Genomic DNA, 25229 nt, shown 5'->3' with positions numbered 1-25229 from the left:
ATAATTAAAAATTTTGCGTCACTTTATCCAGACCCTGCGTCCCTCCTCTATGAAAATAATCCTCGCTCCGTTCTTACTCAGAATATCTCCAATCCTCTCGAGGTGTGTTGCTGAAAAAACGATGCTCAGGGTGTCCATATCGAGCGTTCTCCCCTCTGCGTCCTTTATGACTTCCTCCTTCAACCGGTCTATCCTGTCGTCTCTGAAGACGAGTTCGTCGCGCATGTTCCTCATGTCCCCCTTCAGCGCTGCCTCAACTATGTCGAACATCTCGATCACGGTTCTGTGCATCGCCTCAATCTTTCCCCTGCAGAAGTCGCTTTCAACGCTGAACCTCGCAATCTTCAGAGCAAGGTCGGTTATCCTCTCATAGTTTCCGGAAAGTCTCATAACTGTTGCAAGGAACCTGAGATCCTTTGCTACCGGCTGAAAAAGTGCCACGGCCGATAATGCATCGTTCTCTATGTCGCTGTTCATGACGTCTGCCTGACGCTCTATCTTCTCCACCTCGTACTTCGCAACCTCCTCCCCGTACATCGCATCAAGGCACAGCGCCACAGCCTTCTTCGACAGAGCGTGAAGCTCCAGCAGCTCTCCCCTAATTCTTCCAAGCCTCTCCTCAAGCACCCTCATCTTCCAACCTCCTTACAAGATCTGCAACCCTCTTCTCAAGCTCCTCGAGGGTTCTGACGTAATCCTCCCTGCTCCCACCCTTTGGATCCTCAACACTCCACCTTTCAACGCGCGGATGGTTGATTGAAACGCAGAGGCTCTCATCACACACCGTCACGACAAGAGCGTAGTCCTCCAGCCTCACAGAGTCAAGGCTCCTCGGCTCTCTGTTCACAACCTCGTAGCCCCTCTCCTCGAGAACCCTCAGCGCCATCGAGTCGTATTCCCCTCCAGCCTTAAGGCCGGCACTCTCTGCCCTCCACCTTCTTGCCATTCTGTTGAACACCGCCTCTGCCATAACGCTCCTGCACGTGTTCTCCACACACACGAACAGAACCCTCATCCGACTCTCCCCGTTATGTACCTCTCCGTCAATTCGTTCTCGGGGTTTTCAAATATCTTCTCCGTCCTGTCGTACTCAATGAGCTCCCCCATCCAGAAGAACGCGGTGTAGTCGCTTATCCTCGCGGCCTGCTGTATGTTGTGGGTGACCACTATGACCGTGTAGTTCTTCTTGAGCTCCACCATCAGCTCCTCTATCTTTGCCGATGCGATCGGATCCAGAGCAGAGGTCGGCTCGTCGAACAGAATCACCTCGGGGTTCGTTGCTATTGCTCTCGCGATGCACAGCCTCTGCTGCTGCCCGCCGGAAAGCCCAAGGGCAGAGTCGTTCAGCCTGTCCTTTACCTCGTCCCAGAGGGCAGCCCTCTTTAGGCTCTGCTCAACAATCTCTCTCAACCTCTCCTTATCCCTTATCCCGTGGACTCTCGGCCCGTACGCCACGTTGTCAAATATGCTCTTTGGAAACGGGTTGGGGTGCTGGAACACCATGCCGATCTTCCTCCTGAGCTCCACGGGGTCAACATCGCGGTCGTATATGTTCTTTCCCTCGAACAGAACCTCTCCTTCCACCCTCACACCATCAACAAGCTCGACCAGCCTGTTCAGGGTTCTCAGGAATGTTGACTTTCCACACCCGCTCGGACCTATTATCGCGGTGACCCTGTTCTTGTAGATCTGCATGCTCACGCTCTTTATTCCAACCTTGTTTCCGTAATAGACGGACAGGTTTCTCACGTCAAACACGGGCTTCACGAACTCACCTCCTGAGCTTTCTGGCATACCTGTTTCTGAGGTACACGGCAAACGCGTTCATGGACAGCATGACTGCGAGTAGAACAATTATTCCAGCCGGCGCGAGGCCGTGCAGGAACTCCTCCTTCGGCATGTCCGTCCACATGAATATCTGCATTGGCAGGGGAGAGTAGGTGCTGAATATGCTCTTCGGCGGGGTGAATATGCTCGTCGCCGCCCCTATCATTATGAGCGGAGCGGTTTCGCCTATGGCCCTCGACAGGGCGAGTATCACCCCCGTGAGTATCCCCGGCATTGCACTCGGGAGAACCACGTTCCTGACGGTCTGCCACCTCGTCGCTCCAAGTCCAATTGAGGCTTCCCTGAGGGAGTCGGGGACACTCCTCAACGCCTCCTGTGCGGCGACGATTATTATTGGCAGGATCAGCAGCGTGAGTGTCAGCGCACCGACGAGGACTATCCCCGGCCTGAGGTGGAGCGTTGAGACGAACAGCCCGAGTCCGAGGAGCCCGTAGACTATGGAAGGCACCGCGGCGAGGTTGGATATGTTGATCTCTATCAGCTTCGCAATTCTGCTCCTCCTCGCGTACTCTTCAAGGTATATTGCCGCCCCAACGCCAAGGGGTACTGAGAACACGCCCACGAGCGCTATGGCCATCACAGACCCGACGAGCGAGGGGTATATCCCCGCCCTCTCCGGGAACCTTGACGGAGGTGAGGTCAGGAACTGCCAGTCAAGCCATGGCAACGCTTCATAGAACGTGAACGCGAGGAGAAACGCGAGGATGACAATCCCGAACAGCGTTGCGAGAAGCGCGAGGAGCATGAAGAGCTTCTCTCTGACCTCCTCACCCCTCATCTGTACACCTCCCTGAACCTCATCTTGATGTAATAGCTGACAGTGTTGAGGGCCATGGTCATGAGGAAGAGCGTGAAGCCTATCGCAAACAGGCTCTTGTAGGCGATGCTGTGCCCGCTCACGTCACTCAGACCTATCTCCACCATCGCCGCGGTCATCGTCTCTATGGGCTTCAGCCAGTCCGCTGGGTTCAGCGGGTTCACCAGCCTCGGCGTTCTGCCTGCCGCTATCGTGACGGCCATGGTCTCACCAATCGCCCTCGATATTCCGAGGATGAAGCTCGCCACTATTCCGGAGAGGGCGGATGGCACGACTATGCTCCAGATCACCCTGACCTTCCTCGCCCCGAGTGCGTATCCAGCCTCTCTCAGCGACCTCGGCACCGCTCTGAGCGCGTCCTCGCTGATGCTCGCCACGATCGGGATTATCATTATCCCAACCACCACCGAAGCGCTAAGGACGTTGTAGGCCGAGATGTCGGGAAACAGACCCTTCAAAAACGGAGTTATGTATGCGAACGCGAAAAAGCCGTAAACAACTGTCGGAATTCCGGCGAGTATCTCGAGCATGGGCTTGAGTATACTCCTCGTCCTCTCACTCGCATACTCGCTCAGGTAAATTGCCGAGAGCAGTCCAACGGGGATCGCTATGGCCCCCGCACCCACAGTCACCATTATCGTACCAGCCACCAGCGGCAGAACGCCGTAAGAGTACGGCTTTATCGTGGGGCTCCACTTTGTTCCGGTGAAGAACTCGATGGGCGACACGTTCCGGAAGAATGTCACAGTGTCGGCGAAGAGCGTCAGAATTATCCCGAGAGTGACGCCGACTGTCAGGAGAGCAGAGATAAATAAAAGGACGTGGATCGCTCGCTCCCTTGCTCTCTGGGCTCTCACCGCTCCACCCCCTCACTCAACTCCGAGCTCTTTGAGAATCTCGTTCAGCTTCTTGAGGTTCTGCTCCTTCACCTCTTTGCTCACGGGGACGTACCCTACCTCCTCAACTATCCCGCTGTCAAGATTCTCGAGGTAGAACTTCACGAACTCCCTGACTGCCGGCTTCTTCAGGGACTCCTTGCTGACGTAGATGAACAGCGGTCTTGCAAGCGGGTACTCTCCGCTCTGCCCGGTCTCTATTGATGGCTCAACACACACTCCCGTCTCAGGGTTCTTTATCTTGATCGCCTTCACCTTGTCCTTGTTCTCCAGGTAGTATGCGAGGCCAAGGTAGCCCATCGCGTACCTGTCCCTTTCGACAGCGGCAATTATCGTGTTGTCCTCTTCCGTTCCGTGATAGTCCTGCCTGTGGGCTCCGGCCTCACCTATAACGTGCTCCGTGAAGAAGTCGAAGGTTCCTGAAGAAGAGGTGGGCCCGTAGAGGTGCATCTCCTCGTCCGGCCAGCTCGTGTTCACGTCACTCCACCTTGTCACCTTCCCTGTCGCCTCGGGCCCCCAGATCTTCTTAAGCTCTTCAAAGCTCAGGCAGTCTATCCAGTCGTTCTCCCTGTTCACGATGACTGTTAGGGCGTCATAGCCAATGAGGAACTCGACAGGCTCAATGCCGTTCTCCTTCGCAGCTTCAAGCTCGCTCTGCTTGATCTTCCTGCTCGCATCGTTTATGTCCACCAGCCCCGGGATGAAGAAGTTCTTGAACCCTCCGCCGGTGCCTGTGGACTGCACGGACACCGTGACGTCTGGATATAGCCTGCTGAACTCCTCAGCTATTGCCATCGTGACAGGATACACGGTGGAACTCCCGGAGATCTTCACCTCCCCAGAGATAGACGCTTTCTCACCTTCACCGCTCTGGCTGCAGCCTGAGATCAGCAAAGCTGAGAGAAGTGCTGCCAGCAGTATTGCCGTGGTGCGTTTCATGTTGGTCTGGTGATACTGGCAGGATATAGCTGTTGCCAATAGATTATCTATCCGATCTATACACATCTACCCGATACTTATCAATCAGTACGACAGAGATACGGGCAGGGCGGTAGAGGCTCCGCAACGAAAAACTATCGCTTTACTTTTAAAACCCGGGGTTTCATGCTGGGCAAATGGCAAAGATGTCCGCAGTCGTCACAGCATACAGGGAACCCGAGTTTCTATTCGAGATTGTCGAAGATCTCGCCAAAAGGGGATACGAGGTGGTCGTGAGTGCCGACTGTCTCAGCGAGGAGGACGTCAGGAGGGTCAGAGAGTTGGGCGTCAAGGCAACGCTCAGCGATGTGAGGAGGGGGAAATGGAAGGCCCTGAACGACGCGCTCGAGCTTGTGACCGGAGACTACGTGCTCTTCGTCGACTCCGACACCAGGCTCATTGACATCCCGAACCCCTCCAGCGATGTTGTGGAGCTGACGAAGGAGGTCAGGGGCAGGAGTATCGTGGAGAGGCTTGTGGCGGTCGATTACCTGCTCATGAACGTCTCCGCGAGGATTTCCTCGAAGATTCTCGGATTCAGCATGGTGAACGGCTCGGCGTTCATCTCAAGGTCGGATGTTGTGAAGAGGCTGGGATTCAGGCCGAAGATAATAGAGGACGCCGACTTCGGGTTCAGGGCAGGGTTCGAGGGGTACAGGGTTGCTGTCAGTGGCAGGGCTGTGACCAAGGCTCCGTCCACCCTGAAGGAGTGGTTCAGGCAGAGGGAGCGGTGGGCTCTCGGCGGTGCGGAGCTGTTCGCAGAGTTTCTCCCAAAGTTCCTGAGGATGCCGAGGATAGTTCTGCCGATGCTCGTCCTCTACTACCCCGCCATTGTCGGATTCCTGTTAGCCATGTTCCTCCCGGACAGCATCGCGATCAAGCTCCTGTACTTTCTGCTTCCCCTGCTGCTTAGCCTACCAGTGAAGGCGGTTGCGATATTCATGCTGCTCGTATTCGAGTTCCACCTGCTCAGGAACATCCTCGCAATGGTTGTATCGTTCGTGTTATGGGTGATGTTCGTCGCACTCGTGGCGAGAAAGTACGGTTTCAGGCTGGACACGGGGATTCTACCCGTCTACTACTTCCTCTACTCTCCGCTCTGGACGATGGTCAACGTGGCCATGCTCTTCAGGTACCTCATCCTGAGGCTCGTTGGCAAGGAGGTGTCAGCAGAGGGGTGGAAGGTGGGGTAGCCTTATATACCAGTCTATACCTGTCTATATCATGCAGAGACTGTCAAGGAAGGTATTTGTCTCGGGCTCGAGCTACATAATCTCTCTGCCCAAGGAGTGGGTGGTTGCCAACTCAATAAAGCCGGGAGACACCGTTTTCTGCACAGTCGGAAAGACATCCATTCTCATCCAGCCGCACACAGAAGTAAGGAGGGTGAGCGAGGCTGTCATAGAGGACGAGCGGGACAGGGACATGCTCATCAGGAAGATAATCTCCCACTATCTCGCAGGCTACACGACGATAAGGGTGAAAGCGGACAGCAGGGGGAGGGAGGGAGTGTACAGGGCGGTCTCGATGCTGATAGGAGCTGAGATTCTGGAGGATTCGGGGAACTCTATCTGGATCGAGATATTCACGGACGAGCGCAGGTTCAGGGTCGAGGAGCTGCTGGAAAAGATGAGCAACACAGTATTTGCGATGATCGACGACTTCGGAAGAGCCCTTGTCGAGTTTGACAGAGATCTGCTCGACGTTGTGATACAGAGGGAGCAGGAGATTGACAGGTTGTACTTCCTGATCCTGAGGCTCCTAAAATCGGCGGTGAGGTACCCGGATGTCGCCGACCACCTCAACATCCACCCCAAGGAGGTGCTCGGGCTGAGGATCACGCTCAAGAACGTGGAGAGGGTTGGAGACCACATCCACACAATGGCGATAAACCTGAAGGAGTACGGAAAGGCGATACCTGAGCTTGAAGAGACTGCGAGAGTTTCCGGTGAGATATTCAGGACGGCAATGAACTCCTTCTTCAAGATAGACGAGGAGCTCGCGAGAGAGGTCTTCAGGATGGTCAGGTCGTACACTCCAGCATCAGTTGCCGACCACAGCTCGGTTGAGGACGCGCTGAAAGTGAGGAGGATTCAGGACGGATTCGAGAGAATCCTCGGATACAGCGAGGACATAGCCGAAATCGTTCTGAATCTCTCCGTCTGAATTATTATGGTTTGTAATTGACAGCAACGCTTATATTACGGGGAGTGAGTGTGAGGCCATGAAAAACATCGTCGTCGAGAAGCTCGTTCACACTCCTGTTGAAGAGCAGAAGGTCGAAATCGTGGAAAGAAAGGGTATCGGTCATCCTGACTCAATAGCAGATGGAATCGCAGAGGCGATGAGCAGGGCGCTCAGCAAGGAGTACCTGAAGAGGGTCGGTGCTGTTCTTCACCACAACACCGACGAGACGCAGATTGTGGCTGGAAGGGCGAAGACGGCCTTCGGTGGAGGAGAGGTTATCCAGCCCATCTACATCCTCCTCGTCGGGAGGGCGACGAAGCACTTTGACGGTGTGGACATACCGGCAGACAGGATAGCCCTGAAGGCCGCCAAGGAGTACGTGAGAAGCGCCATGAGGTACCTCGATCCGGAAACGGACATTGTCTTCGACGTCAGGCTCGGTGAGGGCTCTACAGACCTGAAAGATGTCTTCCAGAGGAGGGAGGGCAAGGCTCCGCTCGCCAACGACACCAGCTTCGGGATTGGTTACGCCCCATTCAGCGAAACCGAGAGACTCGTTTACAGCATAGAGAGAAGAATCTACGAGGAGTTCAGAAAGAAGGAGAAGGCGATAGGAGAGGACGTAAAGGTAATGGGCCTGAGAGAGGGAGACAAGATCAGGGTGACGATTGCCTGTGCGTTTGTTGACAGGTACGTGAACAATGTGAACGAGTACCTTACGATAAAGGAGGATCTGCAGAAGTTCGTTGAGGAGGTTGCCGGTGAGCATGCGAACAGGGAAGTTGAGATTGCGATAAACACGGCCGATAATGTCGAGAAGGAAGTCGTCTACCTGACCGTCACCGGCACGTCCGCGGAGAACGGTGATGACGGGAGCGTTGGCAGGGGCAACAGGTGCAATGGCCTGATAACTCCGGGCAGGCCAATGTCCATGGAGGCGACGAGCGGCAAGAACCCGATAAACCACGTTGGCAAGATCTACAACCTTCTGGCCAACCAGATCGCGAGGGACTGCTACGAAGCGATCGAGGGGATAAAGGAGGTTTACGTCAGAATCCTCTCCCAGATCGGAAAGCCCATTGACGAGCCTAAGGCTCTGAGCATCCAGATAGTTCCCGAGAAGGGATACGACGTTGAGAAGATGGAGAGCAGGGCCGTGACCATAGCCGAGGAGTGGCTCAACGACATAACAAAGATAACCGACATGGTCATAAACGGGGAGCTTTCCACCTTCTAAAACCATTTATAGCTTTTTCACCAAACCCTTTTTTGTGCTGTGCGTTAGGTGCAAGGGTCGCCTGCTGTGCGGGAAGAGTCGATGCCCGATTCTGGATGCGTTTAAAACGAGAAACGTGAGTCTCGGGGAAATTGACGAGAATCCCACGCCGCCTTCAGTCTTCGTGGGAAGAATCGGCTACCCGAAGGTGTTTGCAGGCCCCATGCTCGTGCTCGGGAACGAGAACCCCGAGCTCTTCGAGAACCCGTCCCTATACTCCAAAAGAGTTGAGGACGTCCTTGCCCTCAGAATGGGGCTCGCGAGGACTTACAGGCAATTCTCCGTCCAGTCAGCCCTCAACCCGGACAGAACACTGATGGAGCTGCAGGAAATCGCCGGCAGCATAAGGAACGTGGAGGTTGAGGGAAAATACGAGAGGATAGTCAGAAAGCCTGCACTGGACGACATAATGATGCCCTCGGGGATTTCAGCCGTCTTCCGGGACATCCGTCTGACCTCAAACCCCAAGATCCCGGCAAAGGTCGAGAAGGTGAGCGATGACGAGATAAAGGCCGTTCAGGCTGTAAGAATGCTGCACGATCACGGATTCTCGACCTCCTACATCCAGAGGGTCATGTCTGTCGGCATGCTTGGTATTGAAAAGAAGCTTGTGCCGACGAGGTGGAGCATCACGGCCGTGCACGACATCATCGCCGAAAGCCTGAAGAGAGAGATCGCAGATTTCCCAGAGGTTGGAGAGGTTCTGCTCTTCAGCTACGAGCACTACGGAAACCACTTCGAGGTGATCCTATACCCGTCATCCTACTTCTTCCAGCTTGTCGAGGTATGGATCGAAAAGAGCCTCTGGAGCCCCGAGAGAACATGGGTGGGCTCGGACAGGGAGGGTATCGGGAAGAAGAGGGAGTACTCCGAGCTATCGGGCGGGTACTACGCGGCAAGACTCCCGGTTGTGGAGTACCTGCATAAAATCAAGAGGCAGGCAGGGGCGATAGTTCTCAGGGAGATTAGGCCCGAGTACTCCGCACCCCTCGGCGTCTGGGTGGTCGAGGAGGGGGTGAGGAAGGCACTTGAGTCAAAACCTGAGAGGTTCGACAGCGTTCAGCAGGCGATTGCAAGGGCTGAAAGCAGGCTAAAAACAAAAAGGAGTTTGTGGGAAAGGCACATCACCCTCTCTACCCAGACATCTCTGGATCAATTCCTTGGTAACTCCTCGCCCCAACCCTCTCGATGAGCCTGCTCGCCACGTAGTTTCCAGTTCTCGCACACTCCTCGATGCTCTTGCCTCTATGCCAAGCGTAGAGAAAGCCCGCATTGAACGCATCTCCAGCCCCAGTCGTGTCAACCGGTTTCGCGCTGAAGGGCTTGACGAGGTACTCATTCTTCCCATCCGTCACGTAACTTCCCTCGGCACCGAGCTTCACCGCAACAATCTCGACCCCCATATCGATTGCTATCTGGCAGGCCTCCCTGTAATCCACATTGAATAGAAGCTCGATCTCCCTCCTGTTGGGGAGCAGGATAGTCGTGTTCCTGAGGATTGGTTTAAGCTCCTCAAGCCCCCTCTCCACGTACGGAAGCCCGGGATCGAAGCTCACCCCGTTTGCCCTTTCCGCAACCTCAATCTGAGACCTGAAGGACTCGAGGCCGTTCTTGCAGATGAACGAGGTCATGTGGATGATGTCTGATCTCTCAACGATCTCCATGTTCACCTCATCGATTTCAATCGTGTCGTTAACGCCCGGATCGACAAGAATCGCCCTGTTCCCATCCCTGTCCACGAAAATCATCGCCACGCCGCTCCTGCCCTCCACCCTGACTATCCCAGAGGTCTCAACTCCCCTCTCCTCGAAGTCCCTCAGAAGTATCCTCCCTTCCTCATCGCTGCCGACCTTCCCTATGAATCCCGTCTCAACCCCAAAGCTCGCAAGTCCGGCGATTGTGTTCGCCGCGCTCCCTCCGGGGTGCATCTCGAGGTCTATCACAAATCCCTCCTCGTCCTTACCCGGGATCTTGTCCACCATGTAGATCTTGTCGAGATTGAGCGCACCAAATCCGGAAATCATCCGAGCTCACCTGCCTTACCCCTTAACCTCTTCCTCATCCTTATTGACTTTTCGATCACCCACTCGTCTATTTCGGTGTGGATCTCCCATTCAGTGCCATCAAGCATCGGATGGCCGTTTTCTGCCAGCTCACTGACGCCATCCCACCCTTTCTCCGCGAATGTCACCGCAACGAGCACCTCAGCAAATGCGGATTCGCTTATAACCGCAAGATTCGCATGCCTCAGCGCGAACTCGTTCCCGTTGAACGACATCGCAAGCCCACCAGACTCCCTCGCGTAGTCGAACATCTCTATATCCGAGATACTGTCCCCGATTGCTATAACCCTCCTCTCTCCATAGTTTTCAGCTATCTCCCTCTTCCTCCTGCTCCCAACTACCTTCACGTCCTGCATCACTTCCCAGAACGGAGTCTCGGGCATCTCCCTCCAGAACAGGTTGTTTAGGTAATTGATAGACTTCATGTCTGGGCTGTCGAGCTCGATGTCGTTGAGGCAGGAGATCTCATCAACCTTCTCGATCAGCCACCTCTTCCAGCTCTCCTCAATCTCGTACTTCTCAGGGTCGAAGGGTGTGCCGTGCAAATGACCGGAGACTCCTATCATCCGGGTGGTTTTCTCGAGGTAGATGGTGTAGCTTGTGGAGATGACGACGGGGTGGAAGCTCTCCTGCAGGAGCCTCATCGCCTCTTCCGCGTCACCAACAAAGCTCGCGGTCTGCTCGCTTATCCTCTCCATCTCCTCTCTTGTCAGCTCAGCAGCAACCAGAAAGGGTGCGAGGAGCTTCAGCGTGTCCCCTGCCTGATACCCCGGCCTTTTTTCAACGTATGCGAGGTAGTCGTCGTACTGGCTCAGCCTCTCGAAGAATTCCCTGTTGTTGAACATCGCGAGGCTCAGCTCGTAGGCTATGTCGGTTACGATCCATGGCCCCTCCCAGTCTGTGAATATGTGCATGGTTGAAGTTCACCCTGCCTTTAAATCGTTTTTCCGCAAAACTGCTTAGAATGCTTCAGCCAAAAATCTCACTCCTGACCGAACCTCCTCAGGAGCTTGGAGAAAATCTCCTTGACCTCCCCACGGCTCTTCTCCATCAGCCTCTCAACTATGAGCTCCGGGGTGCTCCTGCCTATCCTTCCGAAGACGGGCTGCCTGTCCACGATGAGGTTGAAGTTCTCGTCAAGCCCCTTGGCCTCGATACCGTCTATTCTTATGAAGTCCAGCCCTGCAAACTCCTCTCCGAGGTGGCTGACCAGCACGACATGGTGCCCCTTCCTGCTGGCGACCTCAAGGAGCGTCGCGAGGATCCTTGCCCCCGCTCCCGGCTCGGTTATCGCCTCGAACTCATCTATGAGTATGAGCTTCCTTCCGTTTCCCGAGATGGCTCTCACAAGGCTCTTCAGCGCCCTCTCAAACGCTCCCGAGCCGTAGCTTGACCTTTTCCTCCTGAAGTAGAATATCTCGTCGTAAACAGCGCACTCAGCCCTCTCCGCGTTCACAGGCAGTCCCATGTGGAATAGTATCGAGATCTGGCAGATTAGGTCGAGCAGGCTCGTCTTCCCTCCGCTGTTCGCGCCTGTCAGAATCACGGCACCCTCGCTGTGGGGAAAGAGGGAGTTCTCCCCGATGCAGTAGCTGACCGGCTGGGGGTTTGAGATGAAGAGGTTGACTCCGTTGATGAACGCAGTCCCGCACCCAACCTCCGGGAACGCGAATTTTAAGTCGATCAGGGCTCTGTAGAGGGAGAGCCTTCTGTAATGCTCGACTCTCTCGTTCAGCCGCTCCAAGTCGATTTTCCCGGCTATCTTCCTGCACCTCAGGTAGTAGTCCAACGCATAGCTCTCCCTCACCCTGTCGACCGCATTTTTGAGAGCCTCCGTATCTATCCTCACCGGATAGCTGCGGTGAAAGACACTGTCGTAAATCCCAAGCTCGTGAAGCTCCTCCTCGTATTTTGAGATCACTCTCTCAATCTCGCTCTCGATCTCCCCGGCCACCCTCCCCTCCCCAACCATCTTCAGCAGCTCGTCTGCCGTAAGCGTCAGCTTGATCTCAGCAAGCCTCTCCTCCACCTCCCTGTTTATCCTCTCCTGAAGGTCGAGAGCAATTCTTTCAGCTTCGTCGAACATCTTCACCTTCTTGTGTGCCTCCCTGATGTCCTCCAGCTCGGAGAGAATGCCTGAAAGCTCGCTTTTTCCGTGGAGCTCCTGTTCAAGCCTCGCCAATCTTTTCAGCGTGTCAATGTTGGACATCAAAGCCTCGACTATCAGCTCCGGAGCGAACTCGCTCAGCGAAATGTCGCTGACAAAGTCGCTCAGGTTGATCGCATATCTCTCGACCCGCTCATCCTCCCTGACGACCTCGCACACGTTCAGCCTCACGGCCTTCTCATACTCCCCGTCATCCCTCGCAACGAAAACCCTGTCCTCGAAGAACCTCCTCCCGATCCTGAACCTCTCGAGCGAGCTGAGGTCTGAAATGCTCACCCTCGCGGCAAGCTCCATCTTCCTCCTTACCTCTTCCTGCCTCCTGAGAATCTCCTCAGCACTGCTCAGGGGCTTTAAAGACTTTAGCTCCTCGAGGGCTTCAGCTATTCCAGCCTTTTTGGAGATTGCATCCACAAGCCTCGAGTATATCGTCCTTGCATCACCGCTCAGCACGAGCTCCATGCCCACCAGCCCTACACTATCATGTACTTTTCAAGTTTTTTCATCGCCATCCCGGGATCCTCGACGGCGATCTCCTTCCTGACCTTTCCGGAGAGCATTAGGTACACCCTGTCGGCAACCTCGAGGATGTCGTCAATCCTCTCGTGGGAGATCACAGCAACTCCGGATTTGCCAGACATCCGCTCGATTATCTCCAGCATCCTGCTCGCGTTCTCATCGGCAAGGCCCTGAAACGGCTCGTCGAGGAGCAGGTACTTGGGGCTGGAGAGCACGGCTCTCGCAAAAACGACCATCTGCCTCTCCCCGCCACTTATAACGTCCACCCTTCTGTTCGCGATTCTCTCGAGGTGTGGGAAGATTCTGACGGCATCTGCAAATTCTCCAGCGATTTCCACGTTCTCCCTGACTGTCAGCCCCTCCGCAACCCTCATCCTCTCCGGGGCGAGGGCGATTCCGAGCCGGAACCTCTCATGGGGTTTCTTTCCGTCAAGGTTCATGCCATCAAGCTTCACGCTCCCCTCGTAGGACCTCAGACCCATTATCGCCTTGAAGAGCGTGCTCTTCCCGCTCCCGTTCGGGCCAACGACGAGGACAATCTCGCCCCTCTCTACCCCGAAGCTCACTCCCTTCAGGATCTTCGTCCCATCGCTTACGACTCTCAGGTTCTCAGCCCTCAGCACTAACGACCCCTCCCTCAAGCCTGACGAACCTGTCGGCTATCCCCTCCAGAATCCTCCTCCTGTGGGATGTGATGAGCATTGCCATCCCCTCCTCCCTCATCTCCACGAGCTTCTCCCTCAGGTATCTCGCGTTGTCCGTGTCGAGGCTCGCAAACGGTTCGTCTAGGAGTAGCAGCCTCGCCCCGGTCATGTAGGCTCTGAGGAGCTCGAGGATCTTGAGTTCGCCCTGAGAGAGCCTGTCTGCCCTCTTCTCCAGCAGGTGTTCAACCCCGTACCTCTCCGCAACACTCTCAGCAAGCCTGAAAGCCTGCTCTCTATCCATTCTAACCATTGCCGGGAGGGCGAGGTTTTCCACGAATTTCAGGCTCTTGAACGGCCTCGGAATCTGAAACGCATAGGCTATGCCGGACGCCACCCTGTCCCATGCGCTCTCCTCAGTTATGTCCCTCTCCATAAGGATGATCTTCCCGCAGTCGGGCCTGTCGAGTCCTGCAAGTATCCTCATCAGCGTGCTCTTCCCGCTTCCATTCGGTCCGTAGAGGCACACAACCTCTCCACTCCCAACCTCGAGGTTGATGTTCCTCAGAACTACGACGTGGTCAATCCTCTTCGACAAGCCTCTTACCCTTAGCATAAATCCACCTTCCGAGCCTTGGAGATGCGATGAGCACGAGAGCGTAGAATATGCCCATCAATCCCGGATAGGCTGAGTTCAGCACCCTCGTCGCGTAAATGAGTGCGAAGCTCGTGATGACCGACAGGAACGGGTTTCCAGCAGACAGCAGCGAGGCGATGAACGGGAAAACCGAGACCTCGATTGAGAAGCTCTCCGGAGAGAGGTGCCCGAACTCCAGCCCGTAGAGAAGACCGGCGACTGTGGAGATTGCTGCGGAGATTAGGATGGCCGCAAGCTTCACCCTCCTCACGTTAACGCCCACGGCCTTCGAGGCAGTCTCATCATCGCCCACGGCAGCCATCATGTACCCAAACCTCGACCTTTCCGCCAGCCTCAGCAGGATGAATGACGAGAGGAGGCAGACGGTGGTGAGGGTGTGCAGCACCCCTTGCTCGAGGTTCGGGAAGGCGAAGCCAACCTCCCCGCCGAGCAGGTAGCCACCCTGCTGAACCACGAGTTTTGGGACGCTCACCCAGAGGAAGATGGAGAGGACGAGGGTGAAGAACACGAACGCCGTTCTGCCAACGAGCTCCGAGAATATGTAGAACGAGAGCACGCTGATGGCAAAACCTGCAAGGAAGAGCTGGATCGCAAGCTCGTGGGAGAAGGCATAACCCACAGAGGCGAGGTATGCCGGGAGGGCGAAGAGGACGGAGTGCCCCATGCTGATCCTGCCAATCATCCTCGTGAAAGACCACGATATCGTGATCATAGCATAGATACTCATCAGCGCGAACAGCCAGCTGTAGTACGGAGACGAGGATGTCAGAATGGAGATTACTGCTATCACAGCCACCTCCGCAGCGAGTCTCCTCAAACCAACACCTCCAGAACCCTCGTCATGAGCATGGAGAGCACGAACACTGCCGAGTAGTGCCAGACGCCCCTGAAGCTGAGCTGGGCCGCAATCGCGGAGACGATTATCCCAGAGATGAGGTACCCGAAGCCTATTGCAGGCCCAATCGCGAGGGCTCCCGCGTAAAAGTAGCCCGATAGCATGACGACAGAGCTTGTAGCAGCCACCGTCAGCGTGATGTACCTCTCTGTATCAACGCCGTACATCTCCGCGAGCTCCACATCGCTTTCCACATACTTCAGCCTGAGGCCGAGGGGTGAGATGTAAATCGAAAGCAGGCCGAGGAACATTGCCAAACCGAGAGGAATGATCATCGTGCTCAGGTCGCTGTTCACTATGTAGTAGTACGAGCTCCTGTGGACTATCTCGAGCACCCTCTCAATGAGCAGCCCGAGTCCAAGGCTCGCTATTGTGGCCTCTATGACGCTCCTGCAGATCCTGAGTATGTAGAAGGCAAGCAGGTAGCCGAGAAGGAATCCAGAAAAAACCGGGATTGCCGGGTTGCCGGAGAAGTAGGCCATGTACGCTCCGGAAGCGAATATTCCCGCGAGGGACAGGTTGAGAAACTTGGCGACCCTGAAGTTGAGGGAGACGCTCAGGGCCATTATGGACAAAATAAAGGATGTGAGAAAAAAGCTCACGGCCATACAACATCAGAGGTCTTGTACTCCTCGGGATACAGCACCTCAATCCTGCCGTCAACGTATTCGGCGATCACGCCCTTCAGCTTCTCAGAGCCCCAGAGGGCCTGATGCTTCTCGTTGAACCTGTAGACTCCAGCAGCGCCCTTGAACTCCCCATTCTCCAGCGCTGAGATCGTCTTCTCGGTGTCCCCCTTCCAAGCCTGCGCCGCTATCAGGACTGCGTCGTATGTCAGAAGCCCCGCAAAGTTGTTCGCTTCCTCGCCGTACTTCTCGCGGTAGTCGCTGAAGTAGGCCTTAGTCAGCTCGCTCTTCTCAGTGCTTTCAAGAGCCGCGCTCTGGAAGGCGATGTAGTCCACGTCGATCTTCTTCAGGATCGGGGGCAGGGCGAGGACTCCTCCAACCGAGTAGATCAGCCCCTCGCCTCCGGCCTTTCTGTAGGCCTTGACGAACTGTATGGCGGTGCCGCCCGGATCGCCCAGAATCACGACATCCCTGCTCGTCGTTGCCTTGGCGACCTCCTCAGCCTTGATTGCATAGTCGTCCGGACTGACCTTTGTGCTCTTGTAGTACACCTCGCCCACCTTCTCTGCCTTTGCTTTGCCCTCAAACGCCTTCAGCATCCCCTGGTTGAAGGTCTTGAGCGGATCATATCCGACGAAGTAGTACCTCTCAGCTCCAGAAATGCTCAGGAACTCGCCGGCCAGATAGCCCCAGTAGGTGGTGTTGTAGGAGTTTCTGAACACATACCTGTTCCCGTCCTCCACCATCCTCTCTATCTGCCCTGTGGAGGCGACGCTAACGATGTATATCTTGCCCGTCTCCTTCGCAGCCTCCGCACACACCACGGCCTGATCGCTCGAGTAGGCTCCGACGATTATGTCGGCCTGCTTGGCAAGCTCCATGAACGCAGACTTGGCCTGCTCGGGGCTCGAACCGCCGTCTGCGAATATCACCTTGACCTCGTAGTCCGAGAGGCCGTACTTCTTTATGTGCTCCTCCGCAAGCATCGCGGAGTTCTTCATGGCCTTTCCGGCTGTAGAAAATATTCCCGTCTCGGGGACTATGACTCCGATGGTGAGCGTCTTTTTCTCCTCCTGAGTGCAGCCGGCAAGAACCAGACCCGCCAGAACAAGGAGAGCTACGAGCGCGAACCTCACCCGCATATCAATCACCATTTTTTATTTATTTTCCGGGAAGGTTTATAAGGGTTGTGAAAAATGTCTGTTCATGGTCAAAATCGGAATACAGCTTCCACACGAGCCCATGAACCTCATTCTCAGTGCTGGGGTTTACGCTGACAGGAACGGCTTCGACTCGGTATTCACGCCAGATCACCTCGTCGGAATAGAGATAAGGGACTTCTCCTGCTTCGAGGCATTCACCATCCTCGCAAGACTGAGCTCCGAAACTGAGAGGGTTCTGCTCGGAACCTGCGTGAGCGACGTTGTGCGGAGGCACCCGGCCCAGCTTCTGCAGGCAGCGGTGACTCTGGACGAGATGAGCGGTGGAAGAGCAGTCCTCGGGCTTGGAGCTGGAGAGGGCATGAACCTCCTGCCGTTTGGCATGGATATGAGACAGGCTGTGAGCAGGCTTGAGGAGGGGCTGAGGGTCATCAGGCTGCTGATGGTGGGCGAGAATGTCAGCTTTACTGGAAGGTTCTTCAGGCTGAGGAACGCCACCCTGTCCCCGAGGAGGAGGGTGAGGCTGTGGATAGCCGGGAACTCTCCAAGAACTATCGAGCTCACAGCCAGACACGGGGATGGCTGGATTCCAACCGCTACCATAGGGGTTAAGGGGTACAGGGAGGCGCTGAAGAGGATCAGGAGCCTTGGGGGTAAGAGCGTGACTCCCGCGCTGTTCGCCTACACAGTCGTGGCTGAAGATGGCGATGAGGCGAGGAGAACCATAGAGCTTCCCGGGAAGATGATTGCCCTCCTCTCTCCAAAGAGGGACGAGTTTCTCAGGAAAACTGGCGTGGAGGTGGACTTTCCCGACATCCTGAGGTTCGAATTCACGAGGGAGAACGTCAGGAGGGCTCTTGAGGTGGCTAAGGAGATTCCCTTCGACCTCGTTGAGGAGCGCTACATATACGGCTCCCCTGACGAGGTTGTGGAGAAAATCGAAAGGTTCATTTCCGCCGGCGTCGAGCACTTCGTGCTCACACCGCTGGTCAGCCACACCGCATACATGGACAACCTGAAGCTGATCGCAGAAAGGGTGATTCCGTACGTGAGGGAGGAGCATGATTGACACGCATGTGCACCTGTTTCCGGATGAGGTTGTGTGGAGGTTTTACGTGTGGGTGGAGAGGAAGCACTCCTTCAGCCCGGGAATGCGCATGGAGTGGCAGAAGGCTCTCAGGAAATTGAGAGAAATGGGTGTGAAGGGCATCTTCAACCTGACGCACGCGATAACTCCCGACATGACTCTCAAGCTCGCAGAATGGCAGGTGGGTCTGAAAGGCAGGCTTGAGGCTGAAGGCATCGAGTGCTACACCTTCACCGGCTTTCATCCTGAGAACGACCTGAACCTGCTCTACGAGGTGTTCGAGGCGGGGATTGACGGGCTGAAGCTCCACCCGTCAGTCCAGAAGTTCTACCCGAACAGCAAAAGGGCGCTTGAGATCTACGAGGTTCTAGAGGAGCTCAAAAAGCCCCTCTACATCCACTCGGGCTACTTCCCCGACAACGCCTACGAGTTCTCGTCACCAGAGTTCTACGAGGAGCTCATCCACAGCTTTTCAATGCCTGTGATCCTCGCACACATGATTGTTGGTAAAACAAGGAGCGTTGCTGACTTCTTCGACGCGAGAAGGAACGTCTACGCTGACACGTCCAACGCCTTTGTCCGCATAGAGTTCACAGACCCCGTTTCGGGCGAGAGGGTCAGGTTTTTCAGCGAGGAGGTTGTGGAGGTTGTCAGGGAGTACCCGGACAGGATTCTGTACGGGAGCGAGATTCCGATAGTCTGGTGGAGGCCTGAGGAGACGTTCGAGTCCATGAGAGACAATCTGGACGACGAACTGGTTGAGAGGATTGCGGTCGAGAATCCAAAGAAATTTATAAGCAGGTGGTTAGCTTAGCACATGGAGCTTGAAAAGCTCAGGCACCTCTTAGAGCACTGGATAGAACACAACGATGAGCACGTTAGGAAGTACAGGGAGTGGGCCGAAAAGATAAGGGGTGAGAGAGAGGACATCGCGGAGCTCATCGAGGAGAGCATAGCCCACTTCGAGAAGGGAAACGAGGTTCTGAGAAAGGTGATGGAGAGGTTGTGATGCCGGAGGCTTTGAAGGTCAGCGTCGCTGGAATAGAGATGCGGAACCCCCTGATGCTGGCAAGCGGAGTCATGGGTAGCTCATCCGCATCTTTAAACAGGCTCTCGGAGCATGCTGGAGCGGTTGTGACGAAGAGCGTTGGGCTCGAACCTGTTGAGGGCTACAGAAACCCGGCCGTGATCAACTACTCCCATGGGCTCATAAACGCAGTCGGGCTTGCTTCTCCCGGAGCCAAGGCCTTTGCGGAGGAGCTCAAAGATTATGCCTTCTACTCCCCGCTCATCGTGAGCCTCTTCGCCCACACGCCTGAAGAGTTTGCCGAACTCGTCAGCTACTTCGAATTCGCTGACGGATTCGAGCTGAACCTGAGCTGTCCGCATGCGAAGAATGTTGGATTAGCGGTTGGCAGCGATCCAGAGCTCGTGAGAGAGATAGTCAGGGAGGTGAAGAGGGCGACGAGAAGACCAGTCTTCGCGAAGCTCTCACCCAACGTCAGCGACATAGTGGAGATCGGCAAGGCAGCCGAAGAGGGGGGTGCGGATGGAATCGTCGCGATAAACACGCTGAAGGGAATGAAGATAGACATCTTCGCCAAAAGGCCAATACTGAGCAACGTGAGTGGGGGAGTGAGCGGGGAGGGAATAAAGCCAGTCGCCGTGAAATGCGTCTGGGATCTGTACGAGGAGCTCAGCATCCCGATTATTGGCTCAGGAGGTGTGACGAGCTGGAAGGACGTGATCGAGTTCATGCTCGCAGGTGCAAGGGCAGTGCAGATAGGCTCGGCCCTGTTTTACTCCAACAGGATCTTCTACAGCCTGAAGGAGAGCCTGATAGCCTACACGAGGATGACCGGGGAGAGGCTTGAAGACATAGTGGGAGCAGCCCACAGAGCTTAGCCCAGCCAGATAGTCTCTTTAAATGGTCTGAAATGCATATCTCCGGTAACAACCTTGGCATCCTTAACTCTCGATATCGCCAGAACTATCGCGTCTGCAAGTCCGGGCTTGGGTTGCTTGAGCTCCTTTGATTTTTCAACCATTTCAATGTAGCATTTTGAGGCGGTAACTGCAATCTCTCTGTCTATGCTGACAACCGCGGACACGTCATGCATGAAGTCGAGTCGTTTCTTAACAGTGCTATCGTCATACCCTTCTCTGACATACTTCCTTGCGACCTCTGCCAGAACGATGTCTGGAGTGAACACCTGATCGCTCTCAATGATGAGCTGAGCCACTTTCTTCCCTTTTTCACCCCCTCTAAAGAGTTCTATCCACGCATAACTATCAACCACGATCCTCAAGTCTGTCCTCCTCCATGAATTCTGAGATCTCGTCTAAACCAAGGGCATTCATGACTCTTTTTTTCCTGTATTCTTTTATGAGAAAGTCTATGACCTCTTCCACACTTCTCATGCCGAGCTGTTTTTTCAGAGTTTCGAGGTTTTCGGAGGTGCTCCTGCTAACTCTCACCGTGGTTGCCATGTATTACTGTATGCCAATATACATTTATATGTGTTTCCATATACGTCGAACGCTCAGGAAACTCTCGTCCAGTATAAGGTCCTCTCAAACTCAGCCCTGTAATCGCCCCTGTCGTGCAGGTAGCTTAGGTATGCCTTCAGGGCAGATAGCATCAGAGCGTGCTCGGTGAAGCTGCTCAGCTTCACTCCAAACTCCGAGCAAAGCTTTCTAAGAATCTCGTCCGTGGTACCTCCGCTCAGCGAAAGAAGGAACTCCTCAACCCTGCTTATCACGCTCATGTTCACATCCACGAGGTGGGAGATGTCCTCTGTCGGCTCGGCGTGGCATGGAACGTAGAGCTCGTAACTGCTCTTTCCAAGAAACTCGAGAGTCCCCTTCTGCCTTCCTATGTCCATGAACAGCGGAATTCTGTACTTCTCGATAACACTCTCCGAGAACACCGAGTCGGCGCAGAACAGAACCCCATCAACCTCCACACCAATCTGCCCCGGAGAGTGGCCTCTGAGCGGAACTGTATGCGCTTCTATGCTCCCAAACTCAAGCTCACCCTTTCCTTCGATTCCCACGACATGATCCACTCTTGATGGCCTGGCCATGAGGAAGCGGTTCATCATCTCGCTCACGGGGTGGGCGGAAAAGAGGTAGAGGGGCTCGAGGTAGGGGTGCTGAATCACGCCAGCCTCAATTTCGGGAGCATAGACCCTCGCATCCGTCCTCCTGACCAGATACTCATTCCCTCCAAAGTGATCCGCGTGTGAGTGGGTGTTTACTATCGCCCTGAGCTCCATCCCATTCTTCTCAAGGAGCCTCAGCACCCTCCTCCCGTGCTCTTTATCGAGGCCCGTGTCGATAAGCATCGCACTGCCATCGAACGCAACAACCCCGACATTCGTTGGGCCCGGGATGTAAAGGGCGTTCTCCGAAAGCCTGACAAGCGCCCCCGTACTTAACGGCTTTCATGTCTCTTAGCCTGAAACTTCAGAAGGTCACACCTCGACCATCCTCTTTACAAACCTCCTGTACCACTCAAACTCCTTCGGTGTGACTATATGGAGCTCAAAGGGCGAGAAAACACCAACTCTCCTCAGAATCTCCCCAGCAATCTTCGCTCTGTCCTCCATTCTTCTCGGCGTTTTTGATGAAACTATCAGCACATCAATGTCGCTTGCAGGAGTGTGCCTACCCTCAACAACCGACCCAAAGACATAAACCTTCACATCCCCAAGCTTCTCCCTCGCAACTTCCGAGATTATTTTTGCGTAATGCTGCCAGTTCTCGAAGTACTTCCTGTCCTCCTTGACCATCTCAATCCTCACGTCAAAGCTCATAGCTCATCAACCAGCTTCCTTATTTTTTCGGCTACATCAAGCATGTTCTCGATTTCAACCTTTTCAAATTCGGACGGTATGTATCGCGAAGTTATGTAAGCATTCTCAAGGTTGGATATTCTGTCTATGTTCTCTTTCATAAATTTCTCAACATCCTCTGTTTTTCCCGCAATTTTCCCAAGCTCTCTGAGGAGTTTTTTTATAGAATGCGTTTTGGGATAGTCTCCAGCGAGCAGAAAAAGCCTGTACTTCAGATACAGTTCTACAGATTGTTGGATATTAAAAGCTGCGAGGTCATATATACCAGTTTCATATAGGTGTCTGGCATTTTTCAAGAACTTCTCGCTCCTATCTCGCAAAATCTCAATTTCTTCCACAGACATCCATTAAAAACAAGATTTGAAAATAGATAACTGTTTCGAACAGAAAACGATAAAGATTCAGACACCCATCCTCAGCGTCGCGTCGAGGTTCAGCGGCGGGATCTCGTCCCTGTCTATCACGAGCTCCACCATTCTCGCTCCGTCCTCAAGGAGGAACTCAATCGCCTCCTCAATTCCGTTAGAGCTCTCCACCCTCGTCGCCGGAATGTCGAAGGACTCGGCAAGCCTAACGAAGTCAGGGTTGCTCAGGAGGGTCTGGAAAACCCTACCCTGCTTCTGAAGAACCTGCTTCAGGTAAAGCACCCTGTAAGAGCTGTCGTTCACGACCACAATCTTCAGGTCGAGGTTCTCCCTCCTAACCGTCTCGAGCTCCTGAACGGTCATCAATATCTCCCCATCCCCTGCAACGCACACGACCTGCTTCTCCGGGCAGGCAAGCTTCGCTCCTATGGCAGCCGGGAGAGCATAGCCCATCGCACCGAGGTTCGTTGAGGCCAGGTAGCTTCCCGGACTGAAAACCCTCAGGTTGTTGTTCGCGAAGATGACGTGAGTGCCCTGACCTGCGACCACCACCCTGTCCCTGTCCAGCCTTTTATCGAGCAGGTCAAAGAACCTCCCGGGGTTGCAGAGCCTCGAGTTTCTCTCGCTGAACTCTCTAAGCAGCGCACTCCACTCACTCCTCGCCCCCTCAACCTCCCTCAGCCACTCATCCTTCTTCTCGACAGCATCACACAGCTCGGCCATCCTCCTCAGAAAAGCTGCAGGGTTTGCCCTGATCAGCTCGTAGTAGAGTGGCCTGACCTCTGCCGACGGGTCTTCAGAGACGACAACCACGTCTCCCTGCGGCGCGAGTGTGTAGGAGTATGTGGTTATGTCGTCCAGCTCGTTTCCGAGCACCAGAACGAAGTCCGCCCTCTCAAAAACCCTGTCAGCAGCGAGATTTCCACCTCCGAATCCTACCCTGCCGAGGGTGAGCGGGCTGTCCTCTGGCAGAGTTCCCCTTCCGTTGCCGGAGGTTATCACCGGAGCGGAGAGGTGCTCAGACACCCTTTCGAGGTCGTTCTGGCTGAAGCTCCTCCTCACCAGCTCCCCGCATGCAAGAATGACCGGCCTCTCCGCCCTTCTCATTCTCTCCATCACTCTCCCAACCTCGCCATCGTCAACCTCACCATGAATCTCCTTCCCAACCTCGGGCGGCTGTGAGTTAGTTTCCTCCCTCCACACGTCCTCGGGCACCTCAATGATAGCAGGACCATACGGGTAGGACAGCATCCCCTCAAAGGCTCTCGACAGAGCATCCCCAACCTCGCCCGCATCCTCCACGACCTCGTAGGCCTTCACGAGGCCATCGGCTATCGCCCTCTGGTTGACCTCGAGCCATGCGTCCGTCTCCCTCAGCCTCCGTTTCACGCCTCCCGAGATGAGCAGGAAGGGAACGCGATCCTTCATCGCCATTCCGAGGGCTATGGTGGTGTTCAGAAACCCGGGACCGGCATGCACGATCGCTGCGGACAGCTTACCCGCAGCCCTGAACTCTGCGTCTGCCGCAGACACCGCGCTCTGCTCATGCCTCACGGTGATGACTTTAAGCTTATCACCGTAGTTCTGCAGAACGTCGTAGAAATCAAGAACAGAGGTGCCGATTATCCCGTAAACCCTCTCAACCCCGGCCCTTACAAGCGACTCGGCTATCAGCTCCGCCACGCTCGCCATCACATGTTCACCACCGACTCCGGCTCGCCACCCATCAGAACCCGTATCACGTTTCCGATGCTGTGTTCGATTATCCTTGCCCTCGCATCAGCGTTTGCTCCTGCTATGTGAGGTGTGAGGAGCAGGTTCACCTCGCTCTCCCTCGCGAGCCTTATCAGAGCGTGGCTCTCGTCTGGCGGCTCCTGGGAGTAAACGTCCACCGCCGCACCCATTATCCACCTGTTCTTCAAAGCCTTCGCGAGTGCGTCCTCGTCAACAAGCTCTCCCCTCGACGGGTTGATGAAGACGGCCGTGGGCTTCATCATCCTGAGCTCCCTCTCCCCAATCATCTTCCTCGTCTTCTCGGTGAGGGGGACGTGGATTGACACAACGTCGCTCGCCCTGAGCAGCCTTCCCAGATCCGCATGCTCAACCCCCATCTCCCTTTCAAGCTCCTCGTACCTGTTCAGGTCGTGGTAGAAGATCCTCGCCCCGAAAGCCCTCGCTCTCTTCGCCACCTCCCTGCCTATCCTTCCGAAGCCTATCACCCCCCACGTCTTGCCGGAGAGGTCGTAGGTTCCCATGTCCATCAGCTTCCACTGGGGCCACTCCCCGGCTACAGTCTTTTCATGGGCATACAGGATGCGCTTCATCAGCATCAGGGCTGCCATAACGGTGTACTCGGCAACGCTAACAGCATTCGCCCCTCCGGCATTGGCAACCAGGATTCCATGCTTCCTGCACGCCTCTATGTCTATGTGGTCGAAGCCCGTCGAGGGCTGCTGGATGAGCCTCACCTTCTTCATCGCCCTGCACATCTCCTCATCAATCTTCATCTGGAAGCTGTAGTCTCCCAGAACGACGTCGGCCTGCTCGAGAGCCTTCAGCACCTCCTCCCTCGGCTTTCCGAAGACCCCGATCACTCGGATCTCCTTCCCGAGCTTCGCCTTGAACGGGGCGAAGAGACCCTGTATGAACGACTCCGGCAGGGGGCTCATGGACACAACAACAAACTCATCTGTCATGATTGATTGTTACATGAGCTCTGATATAACGTTTGCTGAAGCTGGAAGAAATTTTAAATAATTATTCATGCTTGTATGTATCATGCCAGTGTTGTTTTCTGAAGAGTGGGTTAAGGAATACATCCGGCTTTTGAACGAGAGCAAGGAGTATGAGGAGGCGGCAAAGGACTGGGAGGGCGACTTTCTTTTCGTCGTGGAGCCAGACGAGGGGCTTGAGAAGCCACTGTACGCCTACATAGACCTCTACCACGGCAAGGCGAGGGAGGGATACGTGGTTGACGACCCGTCGAAGGTCAAGGCCGCATTCGAGTTCAGGGGGAAGTACTCGAACTGGAAGAAGCTTCTCAACGGCGAGATCGACCCGATAAAGGGCCTTGTGACAGGAAAGTTCAAGCTCAAGGGGAACATGGCGAAGGTCATGAGGTATGCCAAGGCCGCGAAGGTTCTGGTAGAAGTTGCCCAGAAGGTCGAGACCGAGCTCCCGGAGAAGTGAAAT

The 25229-nt window shown here is 54.9% G+C and carries 30 protein-coding genes; 9 read left to right on the top strand and 21 right to left on the bottom strand.

What is annotated here, in order from left to right; all coding sequences use genetic code 11:
• Nucleotides 1-18: 18 nt before the first annotated feature.
• From GAH_RS09170 to GAH_RS09145, 6 genes are read right to left on the bottom strand one after another with little or no spacing between them, the layout of a single operon-like run.
• The gene (locus GAH_RS09170) at nt 19-633 is read right to left on the bottom strand and encodes a phosphate signaling complex PhoU family protein (RefSeq protein ID WP_048096305.1); all 615 of its coding nucleotides are present in this window, start codon (nt 631-633) and stop codon (nt 19-21) included.
• A complete protein-coding gene (locus tag GAH_RS09165; RefSeq protein WP_048096303.1) occupies nt 620-1015 on the bottom strand; it encodes an arsenate-mycothiol transferase ArsC in 396 nt (131 codons plus the stop codon). Before GAH_RS09165 ends, GAH_RS09170 begins: the two co-directional genes overlap by 14 nt.
• Entirely contained in the window at nt 1012-1794 is a 783-nt protein-coding gene (gene pstB / locus GAH_RS09160; protein WP_048096301.1) for a phosphate ABC transporter ATP-binding protein PstB, read from the bottom strand. Before pstB ends, GAH_RS09165 begins: the two co-directional genes overlap by 4 nt.
• A complete protein-coding gene (gene pstA, locus GAH_RS09155; RefSeq protein ID WP_048096299.1) occupies nt 1772-2626 on the bottom strand; it encodes a phosphate ABC transporter permease PstA in 855 nt (284 codons plus the stop codon). The genes pstB and pstA overlap by 23 nt, the downstream gene beginning before the upstream one ends.
• The gene (gene pstC, locus GAH_RS09150) at nt 2623-3522 is read right to left on the bottom strand and encodes a phosphate ABC transporter permease subunit PstC (protein WP_048096297.1); all 900 of its coding nucleotides are present in this window, start codon (nt 3520-3522) and stop codon (nt 2623-2625) included. The genes pstA and pstC overlap by 4 nt, the downstream gene beginning before the upstream one ends.
• Nucleotides 3523-3534: 12 nt before the next feature.
• A complete protein-coding gene (locus GAH_RS09145; RefSeq protein ID WP_048096296.1) occupies nt 3535-4500 on the bottom strand; it encodes a PstS family phosphate ABC transporter substrate-binding protein in 966 nt (321 codons plus the stop codon).
• Between the two features lie 176 nt (nt 4501-4676).
• Between GAH_RS09145 and GAH_RS09140 the strand changes: the two genes are divergently transcribed.
• From GAH_RS09140 to GAH_RS09125, 4 genes are read left to right on the top strand one after another with little or no spacing between them, the layout of a single operon-like run.
• Complete coding sequence (locus GAH_RS09140) at nt 4677-5732, top strand: glycosyltransferase (protein WP_052747838.1); 1056 nt, start codon at nt 4677-4679, stop codon at nt 5730-5732.
• Between the two features lie 31 nt (nt 5733-5763).
• Entirely contained in the window at nt 5764-6705 is a 942-nt protein-coding gene (locus GAH_RS09135; protein ID WP_048096294.1) for a phosphate uptake regulator PhoU, read from the top strand.
• Between the two features lie 58 nt (nt 6706-6763).
• On the top strand, nt 6764-7963 hold the full coding sequence (locus tag GAH_RS09130) for a methionine adenosyltransferase (protein ID WP_048096291.1): 1200 nt from the start codon (nt 6764-6766) through the stop codon (nt 7961-7963).
• 34 nt (nt 7964-7997) lie between these two features.
• Complete coding sequence (locus tag GAH_RS09125; protein WP_048096289.1) at nt 7998-9194, top strand: Nre family DNA repair protein; 1197 nt, start codon at nt 7998-8000, stop codon at nt 9192-9194.
• Here GAH_RS09125 and GAH_RS09120 read toward each other — a convergent pair.
• From GAH_RS09120 to GAH_RS09085, 8 genes are all read right to left on the bottom strand, one after another.
• Nucleotides 9136-10026, bottom strand: coding sequence for a carbohydrate kinase family protein (locus GAH_RS09120; RefSeq protein ID WP_048096287.1), 891 nt, complete (start codon nt 10024-10026; stop codon nt 9136-9138). The two genes, GAH_RS09125 and GAH_RS09120, sit on opposite strands and share 59 nt — an antisense overlap.
• Entirely contained in the window at nt 10023-10979 is a 957-nt protein-coding gene (locus GAH_RS09115; protein ID WP_048096286.1) for a hypothetical protein, read from the bottom strand. Before GAH_RS09115 ends, GAH_RS09120 begins: the two co-directional genes overlap by 4 nt.
• A 68-nt stretch (nt 10980-11047) precedes the next feature.
• Nucleotides 11048-12691, bottom strand: a complete 1644-nt coding sequence (locus GAH_RS09110) for a P-loop NTPase family protein (protein ID WP_048096285.1) — start codon at nt 12689-12691, stop codon at nt 11048-11050.
• 11 nt (nt 12692-12702) lie between these two features.
• Nucleotides 12703-13371, bottom strand: coding sequence for an ATP-binding cassette domain-containing protein (locus GAH_RS09105; RefSeq protein WP_048096283.1), 669 nt, complete (start codon nt 13369-13371; stop codon nt 12703-12705).
• Entirely contained in the window at nt 13358-14005 is a 648-nt protein-coding gene (locus tag GAH_RS09100) for an ATP-binding cassette domain-containing protein (protein WP_048096872.1), read from the bottom strand. The genes GAH_RS09105 and GAH_RS09100 overlap by 14 nt, the downstream gene beginning before the upstream one ends.
• Nucleotides 13971-14864 (bottom strand): branched-chain amino acid ABC transporter permease, encoded by an 894-nt coding sequence (locus GAH_RS09095; RefSeq protein ID WP_048096281.1) that lies wholly within the window; start codon nt 14862-14864, stop codon nt 13971-13973. Before GAH_RS09095 ends, GAH_RS09100 begins: the two co-directional genes overlap by 35 nt.
• On the bottom strand, nt 14861-15508 hold the full coding sequence (locus GAH_RS09090) for an ABC transporter permease subunit (RefSeq protein WP_048096279.1): 648 nt from the start codon (nt 15506-15508) through the stop codon (nt 14861-14863). The genes GAH_RS09095 and GAH_RS09090 overlap by 4 nt, the downstream gene beginning before the upstream one ends.
• A gap of 32 nt (nt 15509-15540) precedes the next feature.
• A complete protein-coding gene (locus GAH_RS09085; protein WP_245604015.1) occupies nt 15541-16722 on the bottom strand; it encodes an ABC transporter substrate-binding protein in 1182 nt (393 codons plus the stop codon).
• A gap of 52 nt (nt 16723-16774) precedes the next feature.
• Here GAH_RS09085 and GAH_RS09080 point away from each other — a divergent pair, with 52 nt between their 5' ends.
• From GAH_RS09080 to GAH_RS09065, 4 genes are read left to right on the top strand one after another with little or no spacing between them, the layout of a single operon-like run.
• The gene (locus tag GAH_RS09080) at nt 16775-17797 is read left to right on the top strand and encodes an LLM class flavin-dependent oxidoreductase (RefSeq protein ID WP_048096276.1); all 1023 of its coding nucleotides are present in this window, start codon (nt 16775-16777) and stop codon (nt 17795-17797) included.
• The gene (locus tag GAH_RS09075; RefSeq protein ID WP_048096275.1) at nt 17790-18629 is read left to right on the top strand and encodes an amidohydrolase family protein; all 840 of its coding nucleotides are present in this window, start codon (nt 17790-17792) and stop codon (nt 18627-18629) included. The genes GAH_RS09080 and GAH_RS09075 overlap by 8 nt, the downstream gene beginning before the upstream one ends.
• Before the next feature lie 3 nt (nt 18630-18632).
• Complete coding sequence (locus GAH_RS09070) at nt 18633-18824, top strand: hypothetical protein (protein WP_048096273.1); 192 nt, start codon at nt 18633-18635, stop codon at nt 18822-18824.
• A complete protein-coding gene (locus GAH_RS09065) occupies nt 18824-19720 on the top strand; it encodes a dihydroorotate dehydrogenase (protein WP_048096272.1) in 897 nt (298 codons plus the stop codon). The genes GAH_RS09070 and GAH_RS09065 overlap by 1 nt, the downstream gene beginning before the upstream one ends.
• On the opposite strand, the gene GAH_RS09060 is transcribed toward GAH_RS09065, so the two are convergent.
• From GAH_RS09060 to GAH_RS09030, 7 genes are all read right to left on the bottom strand, one after another.
• Entirely contained in the window at nt 19717-20058 is a 342-nt protein-coding gene (locus GAH_RS09060) for a PIN domain-containing protein (RefSeq protein ID WP_245604014.1), read from the bottom strand. The two genes, GAH_RS09065 and GAH_RS09060, sit on opposite strands and share 4 nt — an antisense overlap.
• A 49-nt stretch (nt 20059-20107) precedes the next feature.
• Nucleotides 20108-20305, bottom strand: coding sequence for a hypothetical protein (locus tag GAH_RS09055; protein ID WP_048096270.1), 198 nt, complete (start codon nt 20303-20305; stop codon nt 20108-20110).
• 53 nt (nt 20306-20358) lie between these two features.
• Entirely contained in the window at nt 20359-21210 is an 852-nt protein-coding gene (locus GAH_RS09050) for an MBL fold metallo-hydrolase (protein WP_048096267.1), read from the bottom strand.
• An 81-nt stretch (nt 21211-21291) separates the two neighbouring features.
• Nucleotides 21292-21633, bottom strand: a complete 342-nt coding sequence (locus GAH_RS09045) for a nucleotidyltransferase domain-containing protein (protein WP_048096265.1) — start codon at nt 21631-21633, stop codon at nt 21292-21294.
• Entirely contained in the window at nt 21630-22016 is a 387-nt protein-coding gene (locus GAH_RS09040) for a HEPN domain-containing protein (RefSeq protein WP_048096263.1), read from the bottom strand. The genes GAH_RS09045 and GAH_RS09040 overlap by 4 nt, the downstream gene beginning before the upstream one ends.
• 57 nt (nt 22017-22073) lie before the next feature.
• Complete coding sequence (locus GAH_RS09035; RefSeq protein ID WP_048096261.1) at nt 22074-23729, bottom strand: thiamine pyrophosphate-binding protein; 1656 nt, start codon at nt 23727-23729, stop codon at nt 22074-22076.
• The gene (locus GAH_RS09030; protein ID WP_048096259.1) at nt 23729-24733 is read right to left on the bottom strand and encodes a 2-hydroxyacid dehydrogenase; all 1005 of its coding nucleotides are present in this window, start codon (nt 24731-24733) and stop codon (nt 23729-23731) included. The genes GAH_RS09035 and GAH_RS09030 overlap by 1 nt, the downstream gene beginning before the upstream one ends.
• An 82-nt stretch (nt 24734-24815) precedes the next feature.
• Between GAH_RS09030 and GAH_RS09025 the strand changes: the two genes are divergently transcribed.
• Complete coding sequence (locus GAH_RS09025) at nt 24816-25226, top strand: SCP2 sterol-binding domain-containing protein (protein ID WP_048096257.1); 411 nt, start codon at nt 24816-24818, stop codon at nt 25224-25226.
• Nucleotides 25227-25229 lie beyond the last annotated feature (3 nt).

This window comes from Geoglobus ahangari (assembly GCF_001006045.1).
GTDB classification, from domain to species: domain Archaea; phylum Halobacteriota; class Archaeoglobi; order Archaeoglobales; family Archaeoglobaceae; genus Geoglobus; species Geoglobus ahangari.
The sequence above is the reverse complement of the archived record's forward strand: the minus strand, read 5'-3'. Positions and strand labels throughout refer to the sequence as shown.

Coding starts and splice junctions, on each gene's coding strand:
- GAH_RS09170 (WP_048096305.1), bottom strand. CDS start 633: ATGAGGGTGCTTGAGGAGAGGCTTGGAAGAATTAGGGGAGAGCTGCTG.
- GAH_RS09165 (WP_048096303.1), bottom strand. CDS start 1,015: ATGAGGGTTCTGTTCGTGTGTGTGGAGAACACGTGCAGGAGCGTTATG.
- pstB (WP_048096301.1), bottom strand. CDS start 1,794: ATGCCAGAAAGCTCAGGAGGTGAGTTCGTGAAGCCCGTGTTTGACGTG.
- pstA (WP_048096299.1), bottom strand. CDS start 2,626: ATGAGGGGTGAGGAGGTCAGAGAGAAGCTCTTCATGCTCCTCGCGCTT.
- GAH_RS09145 (WP_048096296.1), bottom strand. CDS start 4,500: ATGAAACGCACCACGGCAATACTGCTGGCAGCACTTCTCTCAGCTTTG.
- GAH_RS09140 (WP_052747838.1), top strand. CDS start 4,677: ATGGCAAAGATGTCCGCAGTCGTCACAGCATACAGGGAACCCGAGTTT.
- GAH_RS09135 (WP_048096294.1), top strand. CDS start 5,764: ATGCAGAGACTGTCAAGGAAGGTATTTGTCTCGGGCTCGAGCTACATA.
- GAH_RS09130 (WP_048096291.1), top strand. CDS start 6,764: ATGAAAAACATCGTCGTCGAGAAGCTCGTTCACACTCCTGTTGAAGAG.
- GAH_RS09120 (WP_048096287.1), bottom strand. CDS start 10,026: ATGATTTCCGGATTTGGTGCGCTCAATCTCGACAAGATCTACATGGTG.
- GAH_RS09115 (WP_048096286.1), bottom strand. CDS start 10,979: ATGCACATATTCACAGACTGGGAGGGGCCATGGATCGTAACCGACATA.
- GAH_RS09110 (WP_048096285.1), bottom strand. CDS start 12,691: ATGGAGCTCGTGCTGAGCGGTGATGCAAGGACGATATACTCGAGGCTT.
- GAH_RS09100 (WP_048096872.1), bottom strand. CDS start 14,005: ATGCTAAGGGTAAGAGGCTTGTCGAAGAGGATTGACCACGTCGTAGTT.
- GAH_RS09090 (WP_048096279.1), bottom strand. CDS start 15,508: ATGGCCCTGAGCGTCTCCCTCAACTTCAGGGTCGCCAAGTTTCTCAAC.
- GAH_RS09085 (WP_245604015.1), bottom strand. CDS start 16,722: ATGGTGATTGATATGCGGGTGAGGTTCGCGCTCGTAGCTCTCCTTGTT.
- GAH_RS09080 (WP_048096276.1), top strand. CDS start 16,775: ATGGTCAAAATCGGAATACAGCTTCCACACGAGCCCATGAACCTCATT.
- GAH_RS09075 (WP_048096275.1), top strand. CDS start 17,790: ATGATTGACACGCATGTGCACCTGTTTCCGGATGAGGTTGTGTGGAGG.
- GAH_RS09070 (WP_048096273.1), top strand. CDS start 18,633: ATGGAGCTTGAAAAGCTCAGGCACCTCTTAGAGCACTGGATAGAACAC.
- GAH_RS09065 (WP_048096272.1), top strand. CDS start 18,824: ATGCCGGAGGCTTTGAAGGTCAGCGTCGCTGGAATAGAGATGCGGAAC.
- GAH_RS09055 (WP_048096270.1), bottom strand. CDS start 20,305: ATGGCAACCACGGTGAGAGTTAGCAGGAGCACCTCCGAAAACCTCGAA.
- GAH_RS09045 (WP_048096265.1), bottom strand. CDS start 21,633: ATGAGCTTTGACGTGAGGATTGAGATGGTCAAGGAGGACAGGAAGTAC.
- GAH_RS09040 (WP_048096263.1), bottom strand. CDS start 22,016: ATGTCTGTGGAAGAAATTGAGATTTTGCGAGATAGGAGCGAGAAGTTC.
- GAH_RS09035 (WP_048096261.1), bottom strand. CDS start 23,729: ATGGCGAGCGTGGCGGAGCTGATAGCCGAGTCGCTTGTAAGGGCCGGG.
- GAH_RS09030 (WP_048096259.1), bottom strand. CDS start 24,733: ATGACAGATGAGTTTGTTGTTGTGTCCATGAGCCCCCTGCCGGAGTCG.
- GAH_RS09025 (WP_048096257.1), top strand. CDS start 24,816: ATGCCAGTGTTGTTTTCTGAAGAGTGGGTTAAGGAATACATCCGGCTT.